At 32.1% G+C, this 19,286-nt stretch carries 25 protein-coding genes; 21 read left to right on the top strand and 4 right to left on the bottom strand.

Annotated features, from left to right (window positions below):
• Positions 1 to 12: 12 nt before the first annotated feature.
• From glgD to GOQ27_RS07805, 4 genes are all read right to left on the bottom strand, one after another.
• Positions 13 to 1,137 (bottom strand): glucose-1-phosphate adenylyltransferase subunit GlgD, encoded by a 1,125-nt coding sequence (glgD, locus tag GOQ27_RS07820; RefSeq protein WP_203366289.1) that lies wholly within the window; start codon positions 1,135 to 1,137, stop codon positions 13 to 15.
• A 12-nt stretch (positions 1,138 to 1,149) separates the two neighbouring features.
• Positions 1,150 to 2,283: a glucose-1-phosphate adenylyltransferase gene (locus GOQ27_RS07815; RefSeq protein ID WP_484477109.1), complete on the bottom strand. Its 1,134-nt coding sequence runs from the start codon at positions 2,281 to 2,283 to the stop codon at positions 1,150 to 1,152.
• Positions 2,276 to 4,183 (bottom strand): 1,4-alpha-glucan branching protein GlgB, encoded by a 1,908-nt coding sequence (gene glgB, locus GOQ27_RS07810; protein ID WP_207751279.1) that lies wholly within the window; start codon positions 4,181 to 4,183, stop codon positions 2,276 to 2,278. Before glgB ends, GOQ27_RS07815 begins: the two co-directional genes overlap by 8 nt.
• Before the next feature lie 140 nt (positions 4,184 to 4,323).
• Positions 4,324 to 5,136, bottom strand: a complete 813-nt coding sequence (locus GOQ27_RS07805) for a M15 family metallopeptidase (RefSeq protein ID WP_203366287.1) — start codon at positions 5,134 to 5,136, stop codon at positions 4,324 to 4,326.
• A 229-nt stretch (positions 5,137 to 5,365) separates the two neighbouring features.
• Here GOQ27_RS07805 and glpX point away from each other — a divergent pair, with 229 nt between their 5' ends.
• The 21 genes from glpX (at position 5,366) to GOQ27_RS07700 (ending at position 19,235) form a co-directional block, all read left to right on the top strand.
• Positions 5,366 to 6,373 carry a class II fructose-bisphosphatase gene (gene glpX, locus GOQ27_RS07800; RefSeq protein WP_203366286.1) on the top strand — a complete coding sequence of 336 codons (1,008 nt, stop codon included), beginning with the start codon at positions 5,366 to 5,368 and terminating at the stop codon, positions 6,371 to 6,373.
• A gap of 92 nt (positions 6,374 to 6,465) precedes the next feature.
• Complete coding sequence (locus GOQ27_RS07795) at positions 6,466 to 7,206, top strand: NADPH-dependent oxidoreductase (RefSeq protein ID WP_203366285.1); 741 nt, start codon at positions 6,466 to 6,468, stop codon at positions 7,204 to 7,206.
• Positions 7,207 to 7,473: 267 nt separating this feature from the next.
• On the top strand, positions 7,474 to 8,802 hold the full coding sequence (rho, locus tag GOQ27_RS07790) for a transcription termination factor Rho (RefSeq protein ID WP_203366284.1): 1,329 nt from the start codon (positions 7,474 to 7,476) through the stop codon (positions 8,800 to 8,802).
• A gap of 242 nt (positions 8,803 to 9,044) precedes the next feature.
• Positions 9,045 to 9,404 (top strand): hypothetical protein, encoded by a 360-nt coding sequence (locus GOQ27_RS07785; RefSeq protein WP_203366283.1) that lies wholly within the window; start codon positions 9,045 to 9,047, stop codon positions 9,402 to 9,404.
• Positions 9,404 to 9,904 carry a Na+/H+ antiporter subunit E gene (locus tag GOQ27_RS07780; RefSeq protein ID WP_203366282.1) on the top strand — a complete coding sequence of 167 codons (501 nt, stop codon included), beginning with the start codon at positions 9,404 to 9,406 and terminating at the stop codon, positions 9,902 to 9,904. The genes GOQ27_RS07785 and GOQ27_RS07780 overlap by 1 nt, the downstream gene beginning before the upstream one ends.
• On the top strand, positions 9,891 to 10,154 hold the full coding sequence (locus GOQ27_RS07775; protein WP_350445887.1) for an MrpF/PhaF family protein: 264 nt from the start codon (positions 9,891 to 9,893) through the stop codon (positions 10,152 to 10,154). The genes GOQ27_RS07780 and GOQ27_RS07775 overlap by 14 nt, the downstream gene beginning before the upstream one ends.
• Positions 10,151 to 10,444: a monovalent cation/H(+) antiporter subunit G gene (mnhG, locus tag GOQ27_RS07770; RefSeq protein WP_203366281.1), complete on the top strand. Its 294-nt coding sequence runs from the start codon at positions 10,151 to 10,153 to the stop codon at positions 10,442 to 10,444. Before GOQ27_RS07775 ends, mnhG begins: the two co-directional genes overlap by 4 nt.
• On the top strand, positions 10,441 to 10,974 hold the full coding sequence (locus GOQ27_RS07765; protein ID WP_203366280.1) for a Na(+)/H(+) antiporter subunit B: 534 nt from the start codon (positions 10,441 to 10,443) through the stop codon (positions 10,972 to 10,974). Before mnhG ends, GOQ27_RS07765 begins: the two co-directional genes overlap by 4 nt.
• Entirely contained in the window at positions 10,967 to 11,227 is a 261-nt protein-coding gene (locus GOQ27_RS07760) for a Na(+)/H(+) antiporter subunit B (protein WP_203366279.1), read from the top strand. The genes GOQ27_RS07765 and GOQ27_RS07760 overlap by 8 nt, the downstream gene beginning before the upstream one ends.
• Positions 11,224 to 11,628, top strand: coding sequence for an MnhB domain-containing protein (locus GOQ27_RS07755; RefSeq protein ID WP_203366278.1), 405 nt, complete (start codon positions 11,224 to 11,226; stop codon positions 11,626 to 11,628). Before GOQ27_RS07760 ends, GOQ27_RS07755 begins: the two co-directional genes overlap by 4 nt.
• Positions 11,628 to 11,963 (top strand): sodium:proton antiporter, encoded by a 336-nt coding sequence (locus tag GOQ27_RS07750; protein ID WP_203366277.1) that lies wholly within the window; start codon positions 11,628 to 11,630, stop codon positions 11,961 to 11,963. The genes GOQ27_RS07755 and GOQ27_RS07750 overlap by 1 nt, the downstream gene beginning before the upstream one ends.
• A gap of 1 nt (position 11,964) precedes the next feature.
• Complete coding sequence (locus GOQ27_RS07745) at positions 11,965 to 13,566, top strand: complex I subunit 5 family protein (RefSeq protein WP_203366276.1); 1,602 nt, start codon at positions 11,965 to 11,967, stop codon at positions 13,564 to 13,566.
• A 119-nt stretch (positions 13,567 to 13,685) separates the two neighbouring features.
• On the top strand, positions 13,686 to 13,883 hold the full coding sequence (gene rpmE / locus GOQ27_RS07740; protein ID WP_203366275.1) for a 50S ribosomal protein L31: 198 nt from the start codon (positions 13,686 to 13,688) through the stop codon (positions 13,881 to 13,883).
• Between the two features lie 91 nt (positions 13,884 to 13,974).
• On the top strand, positions 13,975 to 14,553 hold the full coding sequence (locus GOQ27_RS07735; protein ID WP_203366274.1) for a thymidine kinase: 579 nt from the start codon (positions 13,975 to 13,977) through the stop codon (positions 14,551 to 14,553).
• 29 nt (positions 14,554 to 14,582) lie between these two features.
• A complete protein-coding gene (locus GOQ27_RS07730; RefSeq protein WP_203366273.1) occupies positions 14,583 to 14,975 on the top strand; it encodes a CBS domain-containing protein in 393 nt (130 codons plus the stop codon).
• Positions 14,976 to 15,211: 236 nt separating this feature from the next.
• Positions 15,212 to 15,676 carry a PTS sugar transporter subunit IIA gene (locus tag GOQ27_RS07725; RefSeq protein WP_203366272.1) on the top strand — a complete coding sequence of 155 codons (465 nt, stop codon included), beginning with the start codon at positions 15,212 to 15,214 and terminating at the stop codon, positions 15,674 to 15,676.
• Entirely contained in the window at positions 15,676 to 15,975 is a 300-nt protein-coding gene (locus tag GOQ27_RS07720) for a PTS fructose transporter subunit IIB (protein WP_203366271.1), read from the top strand. The genes GOQ27_RS07725 and GOQ27_RS07720 overlap by 1 nt, the downstream gene beginning before the upstream one ends.
• A gap of 11 nt (positions 15,976 to 15,986) precedes the next feature.
• Positions 15,987 to 17,006 carry a PTS fructose transporter subunit IIC gene (locus tag GOQ27_RS07715; protein ID WP_203366270.1) on the top strand — a complete coding sequence of 340 codons (1,020 nt, stop codon included), beginning with the start codon at positions 15,987 to 15,989 and terminating at the stop codon, positions 17,004 to 17,006.
• A gap of 297 nt (positions 17,007 to 17,303) precedes the next feature.
• Positions 17,304 to 18,167 carry a peptide chain release factor N(5)-glutamine methyltransferase gene (prmC, locus tag GOQ27_RS07710; RefSeq protein ID WP_203366269.1) on the top strand — a complete coding sequence of 288 codons (864 nt, stop codon included), beginning with the start codon at positions 17,304 to 17,306 and terminating at the stop codon, positions 18,165 to 18,167.
• 2 nt (positions 18,168 to 18,169) lie between these two features.
• Complete coding sequence (locus tag GOQ27_RS07705; RefSeq protein ID WP_203366268.1) at positions 18,170 to 18,715, top strand: chromate transporter; 546 nt, start codon at positions 18,170 to 18,172, stop codon at positions 18,713 to 18,715.
• Between the two features lies 1 nt (position 18,716).
• Complete coding sequence (locus GOQ27_RS07700; protein WP_203366267.1) at positions 18,717 to 19,235, top strand: chromate transporter; 519 nt, start codon at positions 18,717 to 18,719, stop codon at positions 19,233 to 19,235.
• The last annotated feature ends 51 nt before the right edge of the window (positions 19,236 to 19,286 follow it).

The following is a 19,286-nucleotide window of genomic DNA, read 5'->3' as shown; positions in this document are numbered from 1 at the left end:
TATCAATCCTTTCTAATCATTGGTGATATGTCTATATCTCTCTACTATATAAGGCATAGCAGAACTTCCTGCAATATTCACCTTTTCTGAAATGGTGGCACTTTTATCTATAATAGAATTTACAACAATAGCCCCATCTTGAATTTGAGTTTTTTGCATTATAATAGAATTTTTAACTATAGCATTTTCACCGACTTTTACTCCTCTAAAAATAATAGAGTTTTCAACTTTACCTTTTATAATGCAACCATTAGCGACTAGGGAGTTTTCTACATTAGATTCATCAGTATAATAGGTGGAGGGTTCATCCTTGGTTTTAGTAAAGACTTGACCTCCTTCATAGAAAACTTCCTTAGAAACATCTTCTTTTAATAAATTTAAATTAGCATCATAATAAGACTTTAAGTCCTTAATGCTTTCTACATGACCTTTAAATTCATAGGCATTTATTTTGAGTTTACCTCTATATTGGCTTATAGCATCAATTAAGAACTTTGGATCTCCTTTTTCTCTCGATTCTTTTACTAATCTTAAAAATACATCTTTCTTTAGAAAAGCCATTCTTATAAAATGATTAAAAGTTTCTTCAGTGCCTAGATTGATTCCAATATCTATGAGATTACTTTCTTCGTCTAAGTACATTTTATTGCAGTTGACTAATTTGCCTTCAGTATCTTTAGACTTATGATATATTAAGGTGATATCAGCTTCAGAATCTATAAAGTATTTATAGGCCTCAGTTAAATTCACCTTAGCTAGATAGTTTGGATGTCGAACTAAAATATTCTCTTCTTTTACTCTATTAAAAAACTCTTCTGTACTGCAGAATTGAGATATGTCACCTAGGGGTATCCCTTGATCTTTTTCAACCATAGGTGCAAAGAGGAACAAGCCACTAAATCTTCTATTTAAGTCCCAAGGCTCTCCATTACCCAAATGATCCATTGTAGAATTTATCTTTTCTCCAGTGTATAATGCTATTGTAGATAAGTTATGATTAACCATATTAGAAATGGCAAAATCAACTAGTCTATATCTTCCACCAAAGGGTAACATATAGACAGGCCTATGATTACAAAGGACACCAAAATTGAAATCAATATCTCCTGTGGTAATGATACCTAAACAACTATCCATTCAATATACCTCCTATTCAATTAGAATACCTTCATCAGAAACTAAGTAGATATTATCATCATTTTTTGTTCCAATTTTTGATCCTACTTCAATAGTTATATCTTCTAAAATTACAGCATTATTTACCTCAGCTCCAGATCTGATCACACAATTTGATAATATAACCGAGTTATTTATCTTTGCATCCTTTTCTATTACTATATTACTGAATAAAACACTATTTTTAACCTCTCCCTTTACATCACAGGCTTCATTAACTAGAGAGTTTTTTATTATTGAGTTCTTAGCTATGTGTTGAGGAGGAAGATTTTTATTTTTAGTATATATTCTCCAATCTCTATCATAGAGATTTAGGGTGTTTTTTTCATCCAATAAATCCATATTTGCTTCCCAATAGCTTCTTATTGTACCAACATCTTTCCAATAATCTTCAAAGACCCAAGCATACATTCTCTTACCGTCATCCAACATTTTAGGTAATATATTTTTCCCGAAGTCATTACTTGAGTTTTCATCTTCATTATCTTTAATTAAATATTCTCGTAAATCCTTCCAATTGAACATATATATTCCCATTGAGGCCATATTGTTCTTTGCATTTTCTGGTTTCTCTTCAAATTCAATTATTCTTTTATCTCTATCTACATTTATTATTCCAAATCTAGAGGTATCTTCCCAAGGAACCTCTAGAACAGAAATAGTTACATTGGCATTGTTTTCTTTATGAACATCTAATAGATGTTGATAATTCATTTTGTAAATATGATCTCCTGATAATATCAAGACGTATTCTGGGGCTAGATTATCTATGAAATCAATATTTTCATAGATAGCATTGGCAGTCCCGGTATACCATCTTCCGCCATCTTCTGAAGTAAAGGGAGGTAATATTTTCAAACCTCCAAAAGTCCTATCAAAATCCCATGAAGATCCTATTCCTATATGACTATTTAATAAAAAGGGCTTATACTGAGTTAAAATTCCAATATCCCTTATACCTGAGTTTGTAGCATTACTCAGAGCATAGTCAATAATTCTATATTTTCCACCAAAGGGAACCGCTGGCTTTGCAATTTTACTTGTTAAGGTTTTAAGTCTTGAACCCTGTCCTCCAGCTAACAACATGGCAACCACTTTATCATCCATCATTAAGACCTCCCTTTATTTTAAGAAGTAATCCACCTAGCGCGGGTAAATACACTCTGATACTATAGTCCCTTTCATGCTTTGGTTCAGCATAGGTCTTATAGGATTTAACCCTTTTTGTATTACCGCCATATCTTGTATGATCACTGGTCATTATCGTTTTATATATTCCTTCTTGATCTACTCCAATGGAATAATCTTTCCTTTTAACAGGAGTAAAGTTGAAGATACCAATAATTTTTTCGCCTTTTTTACTTATTCTTTCAAAAGCTATGATGCTTTCTTGATGATTTGTATGTTCTATCCAATTAAACCCCTGGGGTTTATTATCGATAGAATACAAAGCTTCTTCTCTGGTATATAATTTATTAAGTTCCTTTATGAATTTTTGCAGTTCTATATGCTTATCATATTCTAATAAGAACCAGTCAAGTTCTTTCCATTCATTCCATTCAACGAATTGAGCAAATTCTCCCCCCATAAATAGGAGTTTCTTTCCAGGATGAGTAAACATATAGAGGTATAGGAGTCTTAAGTTTGAAAACTTCTCGTTATATTCTCCTGGCATCTTATCTATTAAAGATTTTTTTCCATGGACAACCTCATCATGACTTAGGGGTAATAAGAAATTTTCTGAAAAGGCATAATCAATACTGAAGGTCAATGCTTTTTGATTACCCTTTCTAAATAAGGGATCTGTCTCCATATATTCTAATATGTCATTCATCCAACCCATATTCCATTTATAATCAAATCCTAATCCTCCAACCTCTACTGGATATGTGAGCTTAGGCCAGGTGGTTGATTCTTCCGCTATCATTAAAACATGAGGAAAATATTTTTTCGCTGCACTATTTAGTTTCTTTATAAAGTCTATGGCTTGTAGATTTTCTCTTCCACCATAAATATTTTTGATATCTTTTCCATATGAATCATGATAAATCATATAAGCTACAGCATCGACTCTGATGCCATCTATATGATAATAATCCATCCAATATAAGGCACTGGAAATTAAAAAGCTAAATACTTCTGGTTTATGAAAGTCAAAATTTAATGTTCCCCATGCTTCATTTTCTGCCTTGATATAGTCTGAGGATTCATAGCAATAGGTCCCATCAAATCTTGCTAGACCATGATCATCTTTTGTAAAATGGACAGGAACCCAGTCTATTATCACCCCAAGATCTGCTCTATGGCATCTATCTACGAAATACATAAAATCTTTAGGAGTGCCGAAGCGGGAAGTAGGAGCAAAATATCCTGTGTTTTGATATCCCCAAGATCCATCATAGGGATGTTCAGTTATAGGCATTAGTTCTATATGGGTAAATCCCATATACTTGGCATATTTTACTAATTCGTCAGCTAGCTCCCTATAGGAGTACAAAGACCCATCCTCTTTTTTCTTCCAGGAACATAAATTCACTTCGTATATGATCATGGGATTTTCTTGTGAATCCTCATTCTTTCTTTTATCCATCCATTTATCATCTTTCCACTCAAACCCTCTAATGTCGTAATACTTTGAAGCTGTTAAAGGTCTTTCTTCAGCATAGAAAGCATAAGGGTCTGCCTTTATTCTAACTTCATCTTTAGCTGAGAGTATTCTGTACTTATAATTATCAAATTCCTTTACATCCTTTACACATATACTCCAAAGACCAGTGTTTTCTATTCTTTTTAAAGGAAGATTATTATCATCCCAATCATTAAAATCACCCATTAAATTAACTGATTTAGCTCTTGGAGCCCACACTACAAATCTAATGGCTGTATCATCTTCTATAGGATGAGCACCTAAAAACTTATAACTTTTATGAAAGGTCCCTTCATGAAATAAATGAACATCTAAATCTTCATTTTTAATATAAAAAAACTTTTCTCCTGTATCTTTCAATTTAATCACCCCTTTGTTAATTCAAGTTATATAAGCAGATATCTCCTCTGTTTATTGAATACAAGCCCTTATAATATAGTATAGATTTTTGTTTTTAAATATGACTTTTTGTCCTATTTTTTTGTAATAAAAAAGGACTACTAATTATAGTAGTCCTTGAAATATTCTTCTAAAGTTACATCTAATTCATATACCTCTTTTGCCATTTCTTTACCTACATATCTGTAATGCCAAGGCTCATACTGATATCCTGTAATATCTTCTTTTCCCTTAGGATATCGGAGGATAAAACCAAATCTATGGGCATTTTCTTGTAGCCACTTTCCATCTTCTGTTTCACCAAATTCTTCAGTAAGATCAAAATTGGCTACTTCACTTGTAATATCCATAACTAAACCGGTTTGATGTTCACTTTGGCCAGGGCGGGCACTAAATTTATTAGCAGCCTCTTCACCATGGGCCTCTGCATAATTATTAAATAATATTTGCTGGATTTGATAGGATCGATATCCGGATCTTCCATAGTATATAAATCCTGCTTCTTCTCCTGCAGCAAACATTTCCCTTAAAGCAAGTCCTGCCTCTTCCCTCATAAATCTTACAGGACTATCCTGTCCTTGACGGAAAGGAGTTCCAGGGGAGATTAAATCCTCTGGCTCATAATCAGAAGGAAGATTTCTATTTTTATTAACTAATACAATTATATCTGAAGGATTTGTCACTATATTTTTACCATCAGAATCGGTTCTTATAGTAGATTCTAAGTAAGGCTCCTTTTCTACTGGCTCTTTGTCTTCATTATTAGCCTGATCTTTATCATCTTTATCGTTAGGCTCTTCTGGTTCTTCTTCCTTTGGTGTATCTTCTATATCATTAGTATCATTATCTACTATTCCACATCCACTTATGGATATAAATACTAGAATGGATATCATCATTAGTAATTTTTTCATATTTATCCTCCTTAATTAAGTCAAAACTTTAATGTAAGTTTTATAATATGCAATATTTAAATTATATTATTTACTATTATAACAAAGTTAGACTTATTTTACATACTATTAAGATTTACCAGGGAAATTATTTGACTAAAGACTGCTATAAAAGTATACTTTATATGATAAAGTAACATACAATAGGGAAAAAATATTAAATAATATAAAGATTGAAAGGATGAATCGGATGAAACTTGATAGAAATTTAGCCATGTCTTTAGTTAGAGTTACAGAGATAGCATCGCTAGCAGCTGCCAAATATATGGGTAGAGGAAATAAGATAGCAGCAGATCAAGCAGCAGTAGATGGAATGAGAGGAGCTTTTGATCTAGCAGATATAAGAGGTACAGTGGTTATTGGTGAAGGAGAGAAGGATAAAGCACCAATGCTATTTATAGGAGAAGAGATAGGAGCGGGAAATGAGGATGCTATGGAAGTAGATATAGCTGTAGATCCATTAGATGGTACTACATTAGTAGCAAAGGGATTACCTAATGCAATAGCTGTAATAGCTATGGCCCCAAGAGGTTGTTTATTACATGCGCCAGATACATATATGAAGAAAATAGCTGTAGGTCCTAAGGCTAAAGGTAAAATAGATATAGAGGCTCCTGTAGAAGAGAATATTAAGGCTGTAGCTGAAGCATTAGATAAAGATATATCTGATTTAACAGTTATAATCCAAGATAGACCTAGACATTATGAATTGATAAAGGAAATCAGGAGAATAGGAGCTAGAATAAAGCTATTTGGAGAAGGAGATGTGGCAGCTAGTTTAGCTACATGTTTTGATGATACTGGAGTAGATATGCTTATGGGTATCGGTGGAGCTCCTGAAGGAGTTATAACCGCTGCGGCACTAAAATGCTTAGGTGGAGATATGCAAGGACAGCTAAATGTTAGAAGTGACGAAGAAATGGAAAGATGTAAGGACTTAGGTCTTACTCAAGATGAAATAGATAGAATACTTATGCTAGATGATCTAGTAAAGGGTGATGAAGCATTTTTTGCAGCTACTGGAATAAGTGATGGAGAGTTACTAAAAGGAGTAGTATATAAAGGAAATAATCAAGCTACTACCCATTCAGTAGTTATGAGAGCAAAAACTGGAACAATCAGATTTGTAGAGGCAACTCATAAACTTGATAAAAATGATATATTAGTTAATTTAATGAAAAAGCATGGTGAAGCATAAGGACCCTATTAAGGGTTCTTATTTTTTAAGATTAAATTTTATCAGCAAGGGGTATAGTATAAAAGAGTAATCTGATAAAGGAGTTGCATATTGTGAATGAAGTTTTAAAGACACTAAATAACCATAGATCAATTAGAAAATATAAGGATAAGGAAGTCCCAGAGGAATATTTAGATAGTATAGTTAAGGCTATACAATCAGCTCCTACATCTATAAATGGACAGCAACTATCAATAATTGCTGTAACTGATAAGGATAAGAAAAGAAAATTATCTCAATTAGTAGGGGATCAAAAATGGGTAGATGAAGCTCCAGTTATGTTAATATTCTGTGCAGACTTTTATAGAAGTGATTTAGCCCTTAAAAAGCACAATAAGGAATTAAAATTAATAGATAATATAGAAGCTACATTAGTAGGAGCAGTAGACGTAGGAATAGGTATGGGAGCAGGTATTGCAGCAGCAGAGTCATTAGGATTAGGTATAGTTCCTATAGGAGCTGTAAGAAAAGAGCCAGAAGCCATATCAGACATGTTAGAGCTTCCTAAGTACGTATTTCCAATAGCAGGTCTTTGTGTAGGATTTCCTGACCATGATCCAGGACAAAAGCCTAGACTACCAAAGAATGCAGTATTTCATAAAGAAACATATGATACATCTCAAATGGAAAGGTTAATTGATGAATATGATAGTACTATCAGTAATTATATGAAAGAAAGAACAGAAGGGGAAAGTGATAGAGATTGGAGTGAAACAGTGGCTTCCACGTACTCATTTGTATATTTCCCTAAAGTAAGTGATGCTATAAGAAAGAAAGGTTATAAATCAGAATAGGGGCAGACTTTGCCTCTATTCATCTAATCATATATTATAATTGACTTATAAATATCCAAGTGATAGTATATATTTATCTGATACAAGAGTCTTATTATATAAGCTTATCATATTTCTCTTCGGTTATTTCCCTGTTATTTCTGAATAAAATTATAAATTTAAATTTAATAGATGGATTTATTTGAAGTATATATTAACCAATGGGTTATAGATATATTTATTATTGTGTATACTAAATATTAATTGTAAAAATTTGGGGGTGGAGTTTTGAAACGAACTGACCTAGAGTCGATGAAATTAGACCAGCTTAAGGCTATGGCTAAGAATGTAGGTCTAAAAGGATATACTAAGTTGAAAAAGGAAGATTTAATTGATGAATTACTTAGTATAGGAGATTTAGAAAAAATAGAAAAACTAGGCGAAAAAGAGAAGCATAAAAAGGATTTGCCTGATAGACTATCCGATGAGATAGACAATAGCAAAGAGATAAACACTGTAGAAGGAATATTAGAGTTACACCCAGATGGTGGATATGGATTTTTAAGACGTACAAATTATCTTTCCAGTGATGATGATGTATATATATCTCCTTCACAAATAAGAAGATTTAATCTTAGGACAGGAGATAAAGTATTTGGTATCACAAGACCAGCTAAGGCTGGAGAAAAATACAATGCCCTTTTATATGTTAAAAAGGTAAATGATTTAGATCCTGAGAAAGCAAGAAATAGACCTGACTTTGATACATTAACTCCTATATATCCTATTCAAAAGATAACACTTGAAACTTCTCCTAATGAACTTTCAACTAGAATAATAGATCTTATAGCACCTATAGGTAGAGGCCAAAGAGGTATGATAGTAGCGCCTCCAAAGGCTGGAAAAACTATTCTACTAAAAAAGGTTGCAAATAGTATTGCTCAGAATTATCCAGAGATAGAAATCATAATATTATTAATAGATGAAAGACCAGAAGAAGTTACAGATATGCAGAGATCTGTAAAGGGAGATGTGGCATACTCTACATTTGATGAACTTCCTAAACATCATACAAAGGTAGCAGAAATGGTTTTAGAGAGAGCAAAACGTCTAGTAGAACATGGAAAAGATGTAGTTATTTTATTAGATAGTATAACTCGTCTTGCTCGAGCATATAATCTTATAATACCACCTACAGGAAGAACCCTATCTGGAGGTTTAGATCCAGGGGCATTACATAAGCCTAAAAGCTTCTTTGGTGCCGCTAGAAAAATAGAAGATGGTGGAAGCCTTACTATCCTTGCTACTGCATTAATTGATACAGGAAGTAGGATGGATGATGTAATATTTGAAGAATTTAAAGGAACAGGAAATATGGAAGTACATTTAGATAGAAAACTATCAGAGAAGAGAATCTTCCCAGCAATAGATATCAATAAGTCTGGAACAAGAAGAGAGGATCTTCTATTAAGCCAAAAAGAGCTTGAAACTATATGGAATATAAGAAAAGCTCAAAGTAACTCTCCATCAATAGAAGTAACAGAGATGATATTAGAGAGGCTAATGGCAACAAAAACTAACTATGAATTCATTGGACTAATGAGAAATATGAAATAGGCTAGAAGGTATATCTTCTAGCTTGTTTTATAAAAAATGTTTTATTGTAATAATTCTGGGTAAATACCTCATAATATATTTTTAATCCTTATCTAATCTCATTCGAGATAAAATTAAACTAATTTTTAATTCATATCTATTAAATTAATTTAAAATCCAATTTTAAAGCTAGTAAAAAAATGAAAACATTGATAAAATTATAACAAATAAATAAATAAATGTATTTAAATAGGAGGGATTTTATGAATACAGAAAGACTTAAAATCACCAACATGATAAGCTCCATATTAGCTATAATGTTGAAAAGAAAGGCTACAAAGGTTGACATTCAAGTAGAGAATACTGATATAGAAGCCAGGATAAATATATCAGGAAATATGGAAGGCTTAACTAAAGAAGAAGTTGAAGGCTTTAGAAAAAAATTAGATAATGCTAGAAGTATGGATATAGAAGAACCTTACTGGGAATTGTCAGATACATTGGAGGAAGAAGATTTATATCTATTGGGAGTAATGATAGACAGCTTTCATTTAGATTTTGATGGAGAATATATGCATCTAACATTAATAAGAAAAAAAGAAGGAACTACCGAGGTAGAGTAATGATTGGTAAAAGGTTCCATATTAAAACCTTTTTAATTCTCTATGGATTTTGGTTTTTATTAACTATGAATACAAATCCTTCGAATATCGTAGGTGGACTTATTGTCAGTTTATTAGTTACTTACTCATCCTATGGAATTTTATATGATGAAAAAGGATTTGTATTTGAATTTCCTACATTTTTTGTGGTCTTTAAATATATAATGATACTATTTATAGAGATATATAAGGCTTCTTTTGAACTTATTAAAACAATAATAAATAATGAATATTCCCCCTCAATAGTGGAAGTGAATTTAGAATTAGAAGATCCTCTCTTAATTACTATTGTAGCAAATTCTATTACATTGACTCCAGGGACAATAACGGTGGAAAAAAAGGGTAGTAAATTGTTAGTCTTATATATAAAAGAAGATAGGAATAATGAAGTAGAAAATAATATCAAGTCTACTTTTGAAAGTATATTTTTAAGAAAGGAAGATAATAGTGATATTTCTTAGGATAACATTAATAGTTTTAATTCTAGGCATGCTAGGATTAATAATTAAAATGATATTAGGTCCAACACTATGGGATAGACTCCTATGCCTAAACTTAATATCTGCAAAGACAATATTACTATTAGCTATCTATGGAGTATATAGAGATAATATTATGCTATTAGATATAGCTATATCCTATGGAATTATTGGTTTTTTGACTATAACCCTTCTTTCTAGATTTATCTTACGGGGAGGACGACAAAAATGATTTCAGGATTGCTTTTTTCTATATCATGGATTTTTATAGCCTTTGGATTAATAGGAATATATAGATTTAAAAATATGTATGCGAGACTTCTAGTAAGCAGCAAAATAGACACAGTAGCTTTTATAACTATAATATTTGCTCTAATATTTGAAGCTGGATTAAGTCCAATTTCTATTCGACTTATAATAATACTGATATTTATTTTATTAACAGGACCTGTAAGTAGTCATATCATTACTAGATCTGCTTATTTAAATGGTATTCCCTTAAAGGATGATGATGAAATATGAGTATAATAATATATTTACAAATACTTCTCATAATAATATCTTTAGTAATAACATTTGGTAAGGATAATTTAAATATGGTAATATTCTTTTCCGTTTTTTCTCTTATTTGTGCAAGTTTATATTACTTTTATAGGGCTCCTGATCTAGCCCTAGCAGAAGCTGCTATAGGAAGTGCTATAGTACCCCTAATATTTATAATTACAATATCAAAACAGAGAGAATTTATGGTGATCTGTAATATTGAGGATGACTTTATAAATCCCAAATCAAAAGAAGGGGAAGGATATAAATTATTATCAGATTTCACAGATTATTATAATCTGAAATTAGTTGTAAGAGAAAACAAAGAAGATACGATATATGGAGTATTCCGTGTAAGGAATGTGGATTTATCTGTGAAAAAAAAGAAAGATAAGTATATCTTCGAAGGTAAAAGTACCAGTATAATTATGAACAAATTAGTACAAATGACTAAAGAATGTTCCAAAGTAGATATCCTATTAGTAGAGGAGGAGCAAATGGATGATTAAAAAAATTCTAGTTCTCCTTATGCTATTTACTATTTTAGTTTTCTTTATGATAACAATAAGTGATTTTAACATAAATACTTATACAAAGGATTATTTGTTGGAAAATGGATATAAAGAAACTGGATCTCAAAATTTAATCACAGCAGTATATTTGGACTATAGGTTATATGATTCAATATTTGAGGCGGGGGTTTTATTGGTTACAGTGTCAGGGATAATATTTATGTCTAAAAAGGATGATGAGGTATTATGAAAACGTCTGAGATTTTAACCACCATATGCAAAGTATTATTTCCTTTTGTTCTATCCTACGGCCTATATGTCATTATCAATGGACATATATCTCCGGGGGGAGGATTTCAAGGAGGAGCAATTCTTGCCACAGCAATACTTATAAACTATTTGATAGGTATACATATAGTAGAAGACGTAGGATTACTAGTTAAGGTCGAAAAATATACATTTATAGTGATAATGTTATTAGCTTTTGTAAGCTTGTTTACAAGAGGTGAATTATTCACGAACTTCTTTAGTATTCAAAGTTCTATCCTACAGAAGAGGATATTTTTAATACTAATGAACTTCTTTATTGGAATAAAAGTAGCAACTGGATTAATAGCCATTTTTTCAACATTTATAGAGGAGGGAGAATAATGAGATTAGATATATTACTTTCCTTTGTGGTAGTATTGATTGGAATTTATGGATTAACTATAAGTAAAAATATAATAAGCTCTATCATCTCTCTGAATATAACCCAGGCTGCAGTAGTATTATTGTTTTTAAGCGTAGGGGCTATAGAAGGGGGAGAGGCTCCAATCCTGGGAGGATTCACTCCCTCTATAGTTGATCCAATTCCTCAAGCTCTAATGATAACAGCCATAGTAATAGGTGCATCTATTACGGCTATGTCTTTAATGCTTACAATAAAGCTATTTCACTATTATGGTACTTTGAGTTGGAAAGAGATAATAGAAAGAGAGGGATGATATGGAGAATTTCCCTATTTACATGACATTTACCCCTATTTTAGCAGCCATGATTATATACTTAGGTCCAAATAAATATATTACCTATTTAACATTTATAGCTCAAGGGATATTATCAATATTAGTAGGAGTATATGCTATAAAATTTAACTTCTTAAAAACTCCTCAGATAATTTTCTTAGGAGGATGGAGTAGAGAAATAGGCATAACTCTAAGGATGGACACCCTAAGTATACTCTTTATTGTTTTGACTGTATTTATTTGGTGGATGATAATAATATACTCTTGGAATAGGAGAAAAGAAGATTTTAAATTCCTGTTTTTTTTACTAGTATTAGAAGGAGCTTTTATCGCATTTTTACAAAGTGATGATATATTTAATATATTTGTATTACTAGAGTTAATTACAATATTATCTACTATCTTGATTATATATAAAAAGGATGGATATTCCGTTAGGGCAGGCCTTTATTATCTTATATTTAATAGTGTAGGAATGATATTTTTTTTATTAGGATTGATACTTTTATATTCTCTATCAGGAACATTAAATATGGAGGTAATATCTAGAAGGATTTCCATGTTTGAAAATACAGCCCTAGTGAGGCTATCTTATATATTTATAATAGCATCCCTAGGAGTAAAATCAGCATTTTTCCCTGTATATACGTGGCTACCTCGTGCCCATGGAGCTGCTCCTGCCTCAATATCTGCATTACTTTCAGGATTATTAGTTAAAAGTGGACTTTATGCCTTTATTAGAATAAATCAAATGTATGATATACAGATATTACAGAATTTTTTCTTTATATTAGGAGTATGTACTGCAATATCAGGAGCAATTATTGCATTAAGTCAAAATGATATAAAACAAATTTTAGCTTTTAGCACTATATCTCAGATAGGAATTATATTAGTAGGCTTAAGCTCTTTTAAAGAAGGATTATATATAGGAGGGATAGCCCATATATTTAATCATGCTATATTTAAATCCTTATTATTTCTAGGAGCAGGAGCGATATTAAATAGATATGGTACCAGAAGGGTTACTGAAATTAGAGGAGTTTTTAAAGAGTCTCCCCTCTTAAGTATATTTATGATTATAGGGATATTATCAATAACAGGTGCTCCTTTATTCAATGGATATATAAGTAAAACCATAATAAAATATGGGATTACCAATAAGGTATTAGGAAGTACTTTCATGAACATAATGAATATATTAACAATAATGTATTTCATGAAATTCTCACAAATATTCTTTGGAGAATCAATAGTTAATACAATACGGGATATCGGAAATACCCTTGCATTAGGAATATTAGCATTAGTTAGTATGGCCCTGGGAATATATATGAAGGGGATTCTAGAAGTAAGTGCTGGTATAGATTTATCATATATATATATATTTAGCATTAAATCTTTAATAGAATATTTGCTTAGTATATTAATAGGGTATATAATATACAAGAAGATAGTAGAGAAAGACATCAATATAATGAAAAGGATTAGGCATTTTAATCTATCCTTTGAAATAGCTAATATAATGTTGGTGGCATTCATATTTATAATGATACTATGGGTTAGATTTCCAACTTCGTAAATGAATAGGGGAAAACCCTGTATTGCAAATGGTTTTTATATATGATACAATGTATTAGTTGAAAACTGAAATAAATGATGTATAATATACTTAAGATGCTTTAGAAAGAGGTGATTTTGGTGAAAAAAGGAATCCATCCAGAATATAATACTGTTAAAGTGCATTGCGCATGTGGAAACGAATTTGAAACTGGTTCAACTAAAGATGAAATAAAAGTTGAAATTTGTTCAGAATGCCATCCATTCTTCACAGGACGTCAGAAGTTTATCGATAAAGGCGGACGTGTTGATAAATTCAAGAAAAAATACGGCATGTAATATCGTAAATTATAGGTTAGAAGGACTTAGTTCTTCTAGCCTTTATTTTTTCAAAGATTAGCAAATGATTAAATAATAGGAGTGAAGACTAATGTATGGACCTAATCATCATGGTTGGATAGAAGTAGTTGTGGGGCCTATGTATAGTGGTAAGAGTGAAGAATTGATAAGAAGAATGAGAAGAGCGCAGATAGCAAAACAAAAAATACAAGTATTCAAACCAGCAATAGATAATAGATACTCTGTGGATTATGTAGTATCCCATAATGGTGAAAAGATACAAGGAATTTGTATCTCTAGCTCAGAGGAAATATTGGAATTATTAGATGAAGACACAGAAGTGATAGGCATCGATGAGGTTCAATTCCTAGATGAAGATGTAGTACATATATGTAGGGATCTAGCTAATAAAGGATTAAGAGTGGTAGCAGCAGGCCTTGATATGGACTTCAGGGCAGAACCTTTTGGTCCAACACCAAAGCTATTAGCCATAGCTGAATTTGTGGACAAGATAACAGCAGTATGTATGGAATGTGGAAATCCAGCCAATAGAACCCAAAGATTAATAGACGGAAAACCAGCAAAGTATGATGAACCAACAATACTAGTAGGAGCCACAGAAAGCTATGAAGCTAGATGTCGCCTACACCATGATGTTCCAAGAGACTAGAGGGAGATATCTAAAAGGGAGGAAGCACTATGCATGTAGCATTTTTTCTTACACCTAAAGAAGAAATAGTTTGGTTAGAAAGTGATTTTACAGTAAGACAGACTATGGAGAAAATGGAGTATCATAGATACTCTGCTATACCAATAATTGATGATAATGGGAAATATATTGGTACCATAACAGAAGGGGATTTGCTTTGGAAATTAAAAAAGAGTATGGATATTACTTTTAAAGAAACTAGCAATCTCTTATTAAAAGATGTTGAGAGACATAGGGACCATAAATCAATATCAATAAATTCTCAAATTGAAGAATTAAAAGCTTTGGCAATAAATCAAAGTTTCATTCCGGTAGTTGATGACCAAGGAATATTTATTGGTATAATCAAGAGAAGTACTATACTTCAGCATTTCTTTAAATAATATTTTCAAAGCTTCATGATAAACTTTTAGAAAAAGTTTATCATGAAGCTTTTTTTATCCTATATGTCTATAAATATATTTCACTTCTCGTTTCCCCTCATCATTATATGATAAACACCAGTTTTGCTTACTCTTCTCATACCTCTAGGTATATTTCCATCTCTCTGTGTCTCATGATTAGTAAGGGGTTTCAAGGGTAATTAATAATATAAATTATCTGAAAAGTAGGTGAGGGATTGAAGGGCCTAATAAATGAAGAATTGATCTATTTAGACTTAAAAGAGGATACTCAATTACAAGTTTTAGAGAAGCTGTCGGAAGCTTTATATAAAGAAAATAGAATATTTTCTAAGGAAGATTTTCTTAAAGGAGTCTTAGCTAGAGAAGAAGAGATAACTACTGGATTTGGCAATGGATTTGCTATTCCCCATTGTAAAGGTCAAAGTGTTAAAACTCCTAGCATAGCTATTGGCAGGACAGAGAATCTGGTTAAATGGAATGCAATAGATGATAAAGGAGTAAATTTTATCATTCTTATAGCTGTTCCTGAAGAGAATAAAGATAATATCCATCTAAAGATCATATCTAAATTAGCATCAAAGCTTATAGATGAGGAGTTTAGAGAAAAGTTACATAGGACCACAAGTAAGGATGAAATTATACAAAATATAATTGATATAAAAATAGAGGAGGGAATGTGATGAATCTAGTTGCAGTTACGGCTTGCCCTACAGGAGTGGCTCATACATATATGGCTAAGGTAGCTTTAGAAAAAGAGGCTAAAAAATTAGGACATACTATTAAAGTAGAAACCCAAGGAGCAATAGGTATTGAGAATGGACTCACTCAAAAAGAAATAGAGGAAGCTGATGGAATCATATTAGCTATTGAAATGAACATATTAAAAGCTGAAAGATTTAAAGGGAAGAAAGTATTAAAAATATCCGTTTCTAAAGCATTGAAAAACCCAGAAGATGCTATAGAAAAGGCCTTAGCATAGGAGGGGTAAAAATGAAAGATAGTATGAGAAATATTAAAATATATCTTATGACTGGGGTATCTTATATGCTACCTTTTATCGTTGGAGGTGGTATGTTAATAGCCTTTGGAACTATATTTGGCAAGTTCGGATTTACCAGTATCCAAGAGCCGATGCAAACCTTAGGTTATGGGATATTTGGATTTATTCCTCATATTATAGGGGCATATATAGCATTTGGAGTGGCTGATAGACCAGGAATTGCCCCTGGCTTTGCAGGAGGATATGTGGCAGCAGAGATTGGTGCAGGATTTCTTGGTGGTATGCTAGCTGGACTTATTGGTGCGTTTGTGGTGAGAGGATTAAAGAGAGTACCTTTCCATCACTATATTGCTACTCTAAAACCAATGATGTTCATACCTTTAGTAGGTATAGGAGTTACCGCAGGATTGATTGCATTAATAGGACAACCCATAAGTTTACTCCAAATCACACTGGATGGATGGCTTACAGGTATAAGTGGCAGTAATGCTATTTTACTTGGGGCTATATTAGCGGGGATGCTAGCCTTTGACTTGGGTGGCCCAATTAATAAAATAGCCCTAACCTTTGTTATAGGTGCATATTCCCAACAGATATTTGCACCTAATGCTGCAGCCTTTGCAGGAATAATGACTCCCCCTATTTCTGCTGCAATAGCCTCATGGCTAGTGCCCAAGAAGTTTACCCATATGGAGAAAACAAATTCTCTTACCACACTATTTACAGGACTTTTAGGTATAACAGAAGGAGCCATACCCTATGCAGCATCAAATCCTTTAAGGATTATACCGGCATTTGTAGTAGGATCCTCCCTGGGAGGAGCCCTTATAATGGCCTTTAATATAGAGACCCAATTATTTGGAGGAATACTGGCTTTTCCTTTCACTGAAAGGTGGTATTTATTTATTTTAGCCTTGGCTATAGGAATAGCTGTAAGTACTATTCTTATTATGATATTTAAAAAGGAAGTTTCAGAAGAAGTAGAAGAAGCAGAATTAGTAGAATTTTAAAAAGTGAAGTAAGGGTAGGCCTACCTTTACTTTACTTTTTATGTCAAATAGAGATAACTTTGAGATGTAAGAACCGTACCTTGTCCCATAAAAAATAAAAGTACTATACGTTACATGTAATAGTTTTGGGTATAATTATATTGGTAGTATATCTTTTAATAAATAAAGCCTTTTTAATAGGCTGTTTTTTTATGGTATAATTTCCATAGGAATTTATGTAACGAAGATGTATGTCTAAATATGTGAAAAGTGAGACGGGAGAACCTTCCCCTGTCTCATGACTCTAGGAGGTATGAAATGAGTGCTACAGTAAAATCCCTTAGACAAAAGGGAATAGAAATATTAACTAAAACTGAATACAATAATCCAAGTCTTGAGGTTGAGCTTATTATATGTTATCTACTGGATGTGGATAGAGTATATGTTTATACACACCCTAATCGTAAAGTTGATGACCAAATTGTGGATAAGTTTGATAAATTAATAGGTAAAAGAAAAGATGGCTATCCTTTACAATATATTCTAGGTCATCAAGAGTTCATGGGATTGGATTTTAAGATCTCAGAAGGGGTATTAGTGCCAAGGCCAGATACGGAAATATTGATAGAAAAGATTATTAAATCCTATGATCATATCGATAAAGAAACTATTAATATAATGGATATTGGAACAGGAAGTGGAGCAATCACATTAAGTCTTGCCTACTATATTAAGAATTCTTATGTTTATTCGATAGATATAAGTGAACAAGCTATCAAAGTAGCGAAGAAAAACTGTGATGTATTAAATCTACAAGATAAAGTAGAATTTATTCATAAGGATATTTTAGAAGGCTTTCCTAAAATAGATAAAAAACTAGATGTAATAGTGTCAAATCCTCCATATATTCCTTCAGGGGATATAGAAGGGCTCCAAGTGGAGGTAGCAAAGTATGAGCCAAGGCTAGCTTTAGATGGTGGGGAAGATGGACTAATATTTTATAAATATATCACCACCCATGCCCATGAACTATTAGCTGTTAACGGATTATTAGCTTATGAAATAGGGCATAACCAAGGGGAAGAAGTTAAGGAACTGATGGAGATGAATGGGTTTAAAGATATTGAGGTTATAAAGGATTTATCAAATAATAATAGAGTGGTCATTGGCAGGAGGAGATAATTTTGAAAGAAGCTCTGAAGTTTTTTATAATATTTTTTAAATTAGGAGTGTTTACTATCGGGGGAGGATATGCAATGATTCCCCTTATTCAAGCAGAGGTGGTAGATAAGAATAATTGGTTAGATAATGATGAGTTTTTAGATACCATTGCAGTAGCTCAGTCTGCCCCAGGGGCTATAGCCATAAATGCTTCTATATTGATTGGCTATAAGCTAAAAAAGATCCCTGGTGCCATTGCCTGTGCCTTGGGAGTATCCTTACCTTCTTTTTTGATAATACTATTTATTGTTAAATATATATATAATTTTAGAGATAATGAAATAGTGGCCAAGGTATTTAAAGGAATTACTCCTGCTGTAGTAGGACTTATCGCAGCTTCCCTATATAGGCTTATTAAAGCTTCTAAGATTAAAGGATTACTACTTATAATTCCGTTATTAGCTTTAATTGCTATAGTGATATTTGGGATTAGTCCAGTATATATTATTTTATTGGCGGCCTTTGGATCTATAGGATATCACAAGCTTATAGAAAGGAAGGAATCTTAAGATGGTCTTATTAAAACTTTTTTTATCATATTTTAAAATTGGACTTTTTAGCTTTGGTGGTGGTCTTGCTATGCTCCCTTTTATTCAAGAGGAGTTAATAGAAAAACATGGATGGATAAACCCAGCGGAATTTGTAGATATGTTAGCTATATCTCAAGTTACTCCAGGACCTATTGCTATAAATGCTGCTACTTTTTTAGGATTTAAAATTAATGGGGTATTAGGGTCAGCAGTGGCTACATTTTCAGTAATATTTCCTTCCTTTATAATTATAGTTACTATAGCTCACTTTTTAGAAAGATTTAAACACTCAAAGTATGTAAAATGGGTATTTGATGGGATAAGACCAGTGGTTTTAGGACTTATAGGATCAGCCCTATACCTTGTGGGAAAGCAATCATTATCAGACATAAAAGGAATATTAATAGCTATAGCAATGTTTTATTTAGTAGGTATTAGAAAGATTAATCCTATGATTTGTATAGTGGGTGCCGGTATTGCAGGAGTTTTGCTTTATTAATATCGACTTAATATAAATATTCTGATATAATATATATTTAGTGAATTCTAT

The sequence above is a fragment of the Anaeromonas frigoriresistens genome (assembly GCF_016820655.1).
Taxonomy (GTDB): domain Bacteria; phylum Bacillota; class Clostridia; order Tissierellales; family SIT17; genus Anaeromonas; species Anaeromonas frigoriresistens.
Note: the sequence above shows the minus strand (reverse complement) of the source record. Positions and strands in the feature narration are given on the sequence as shown.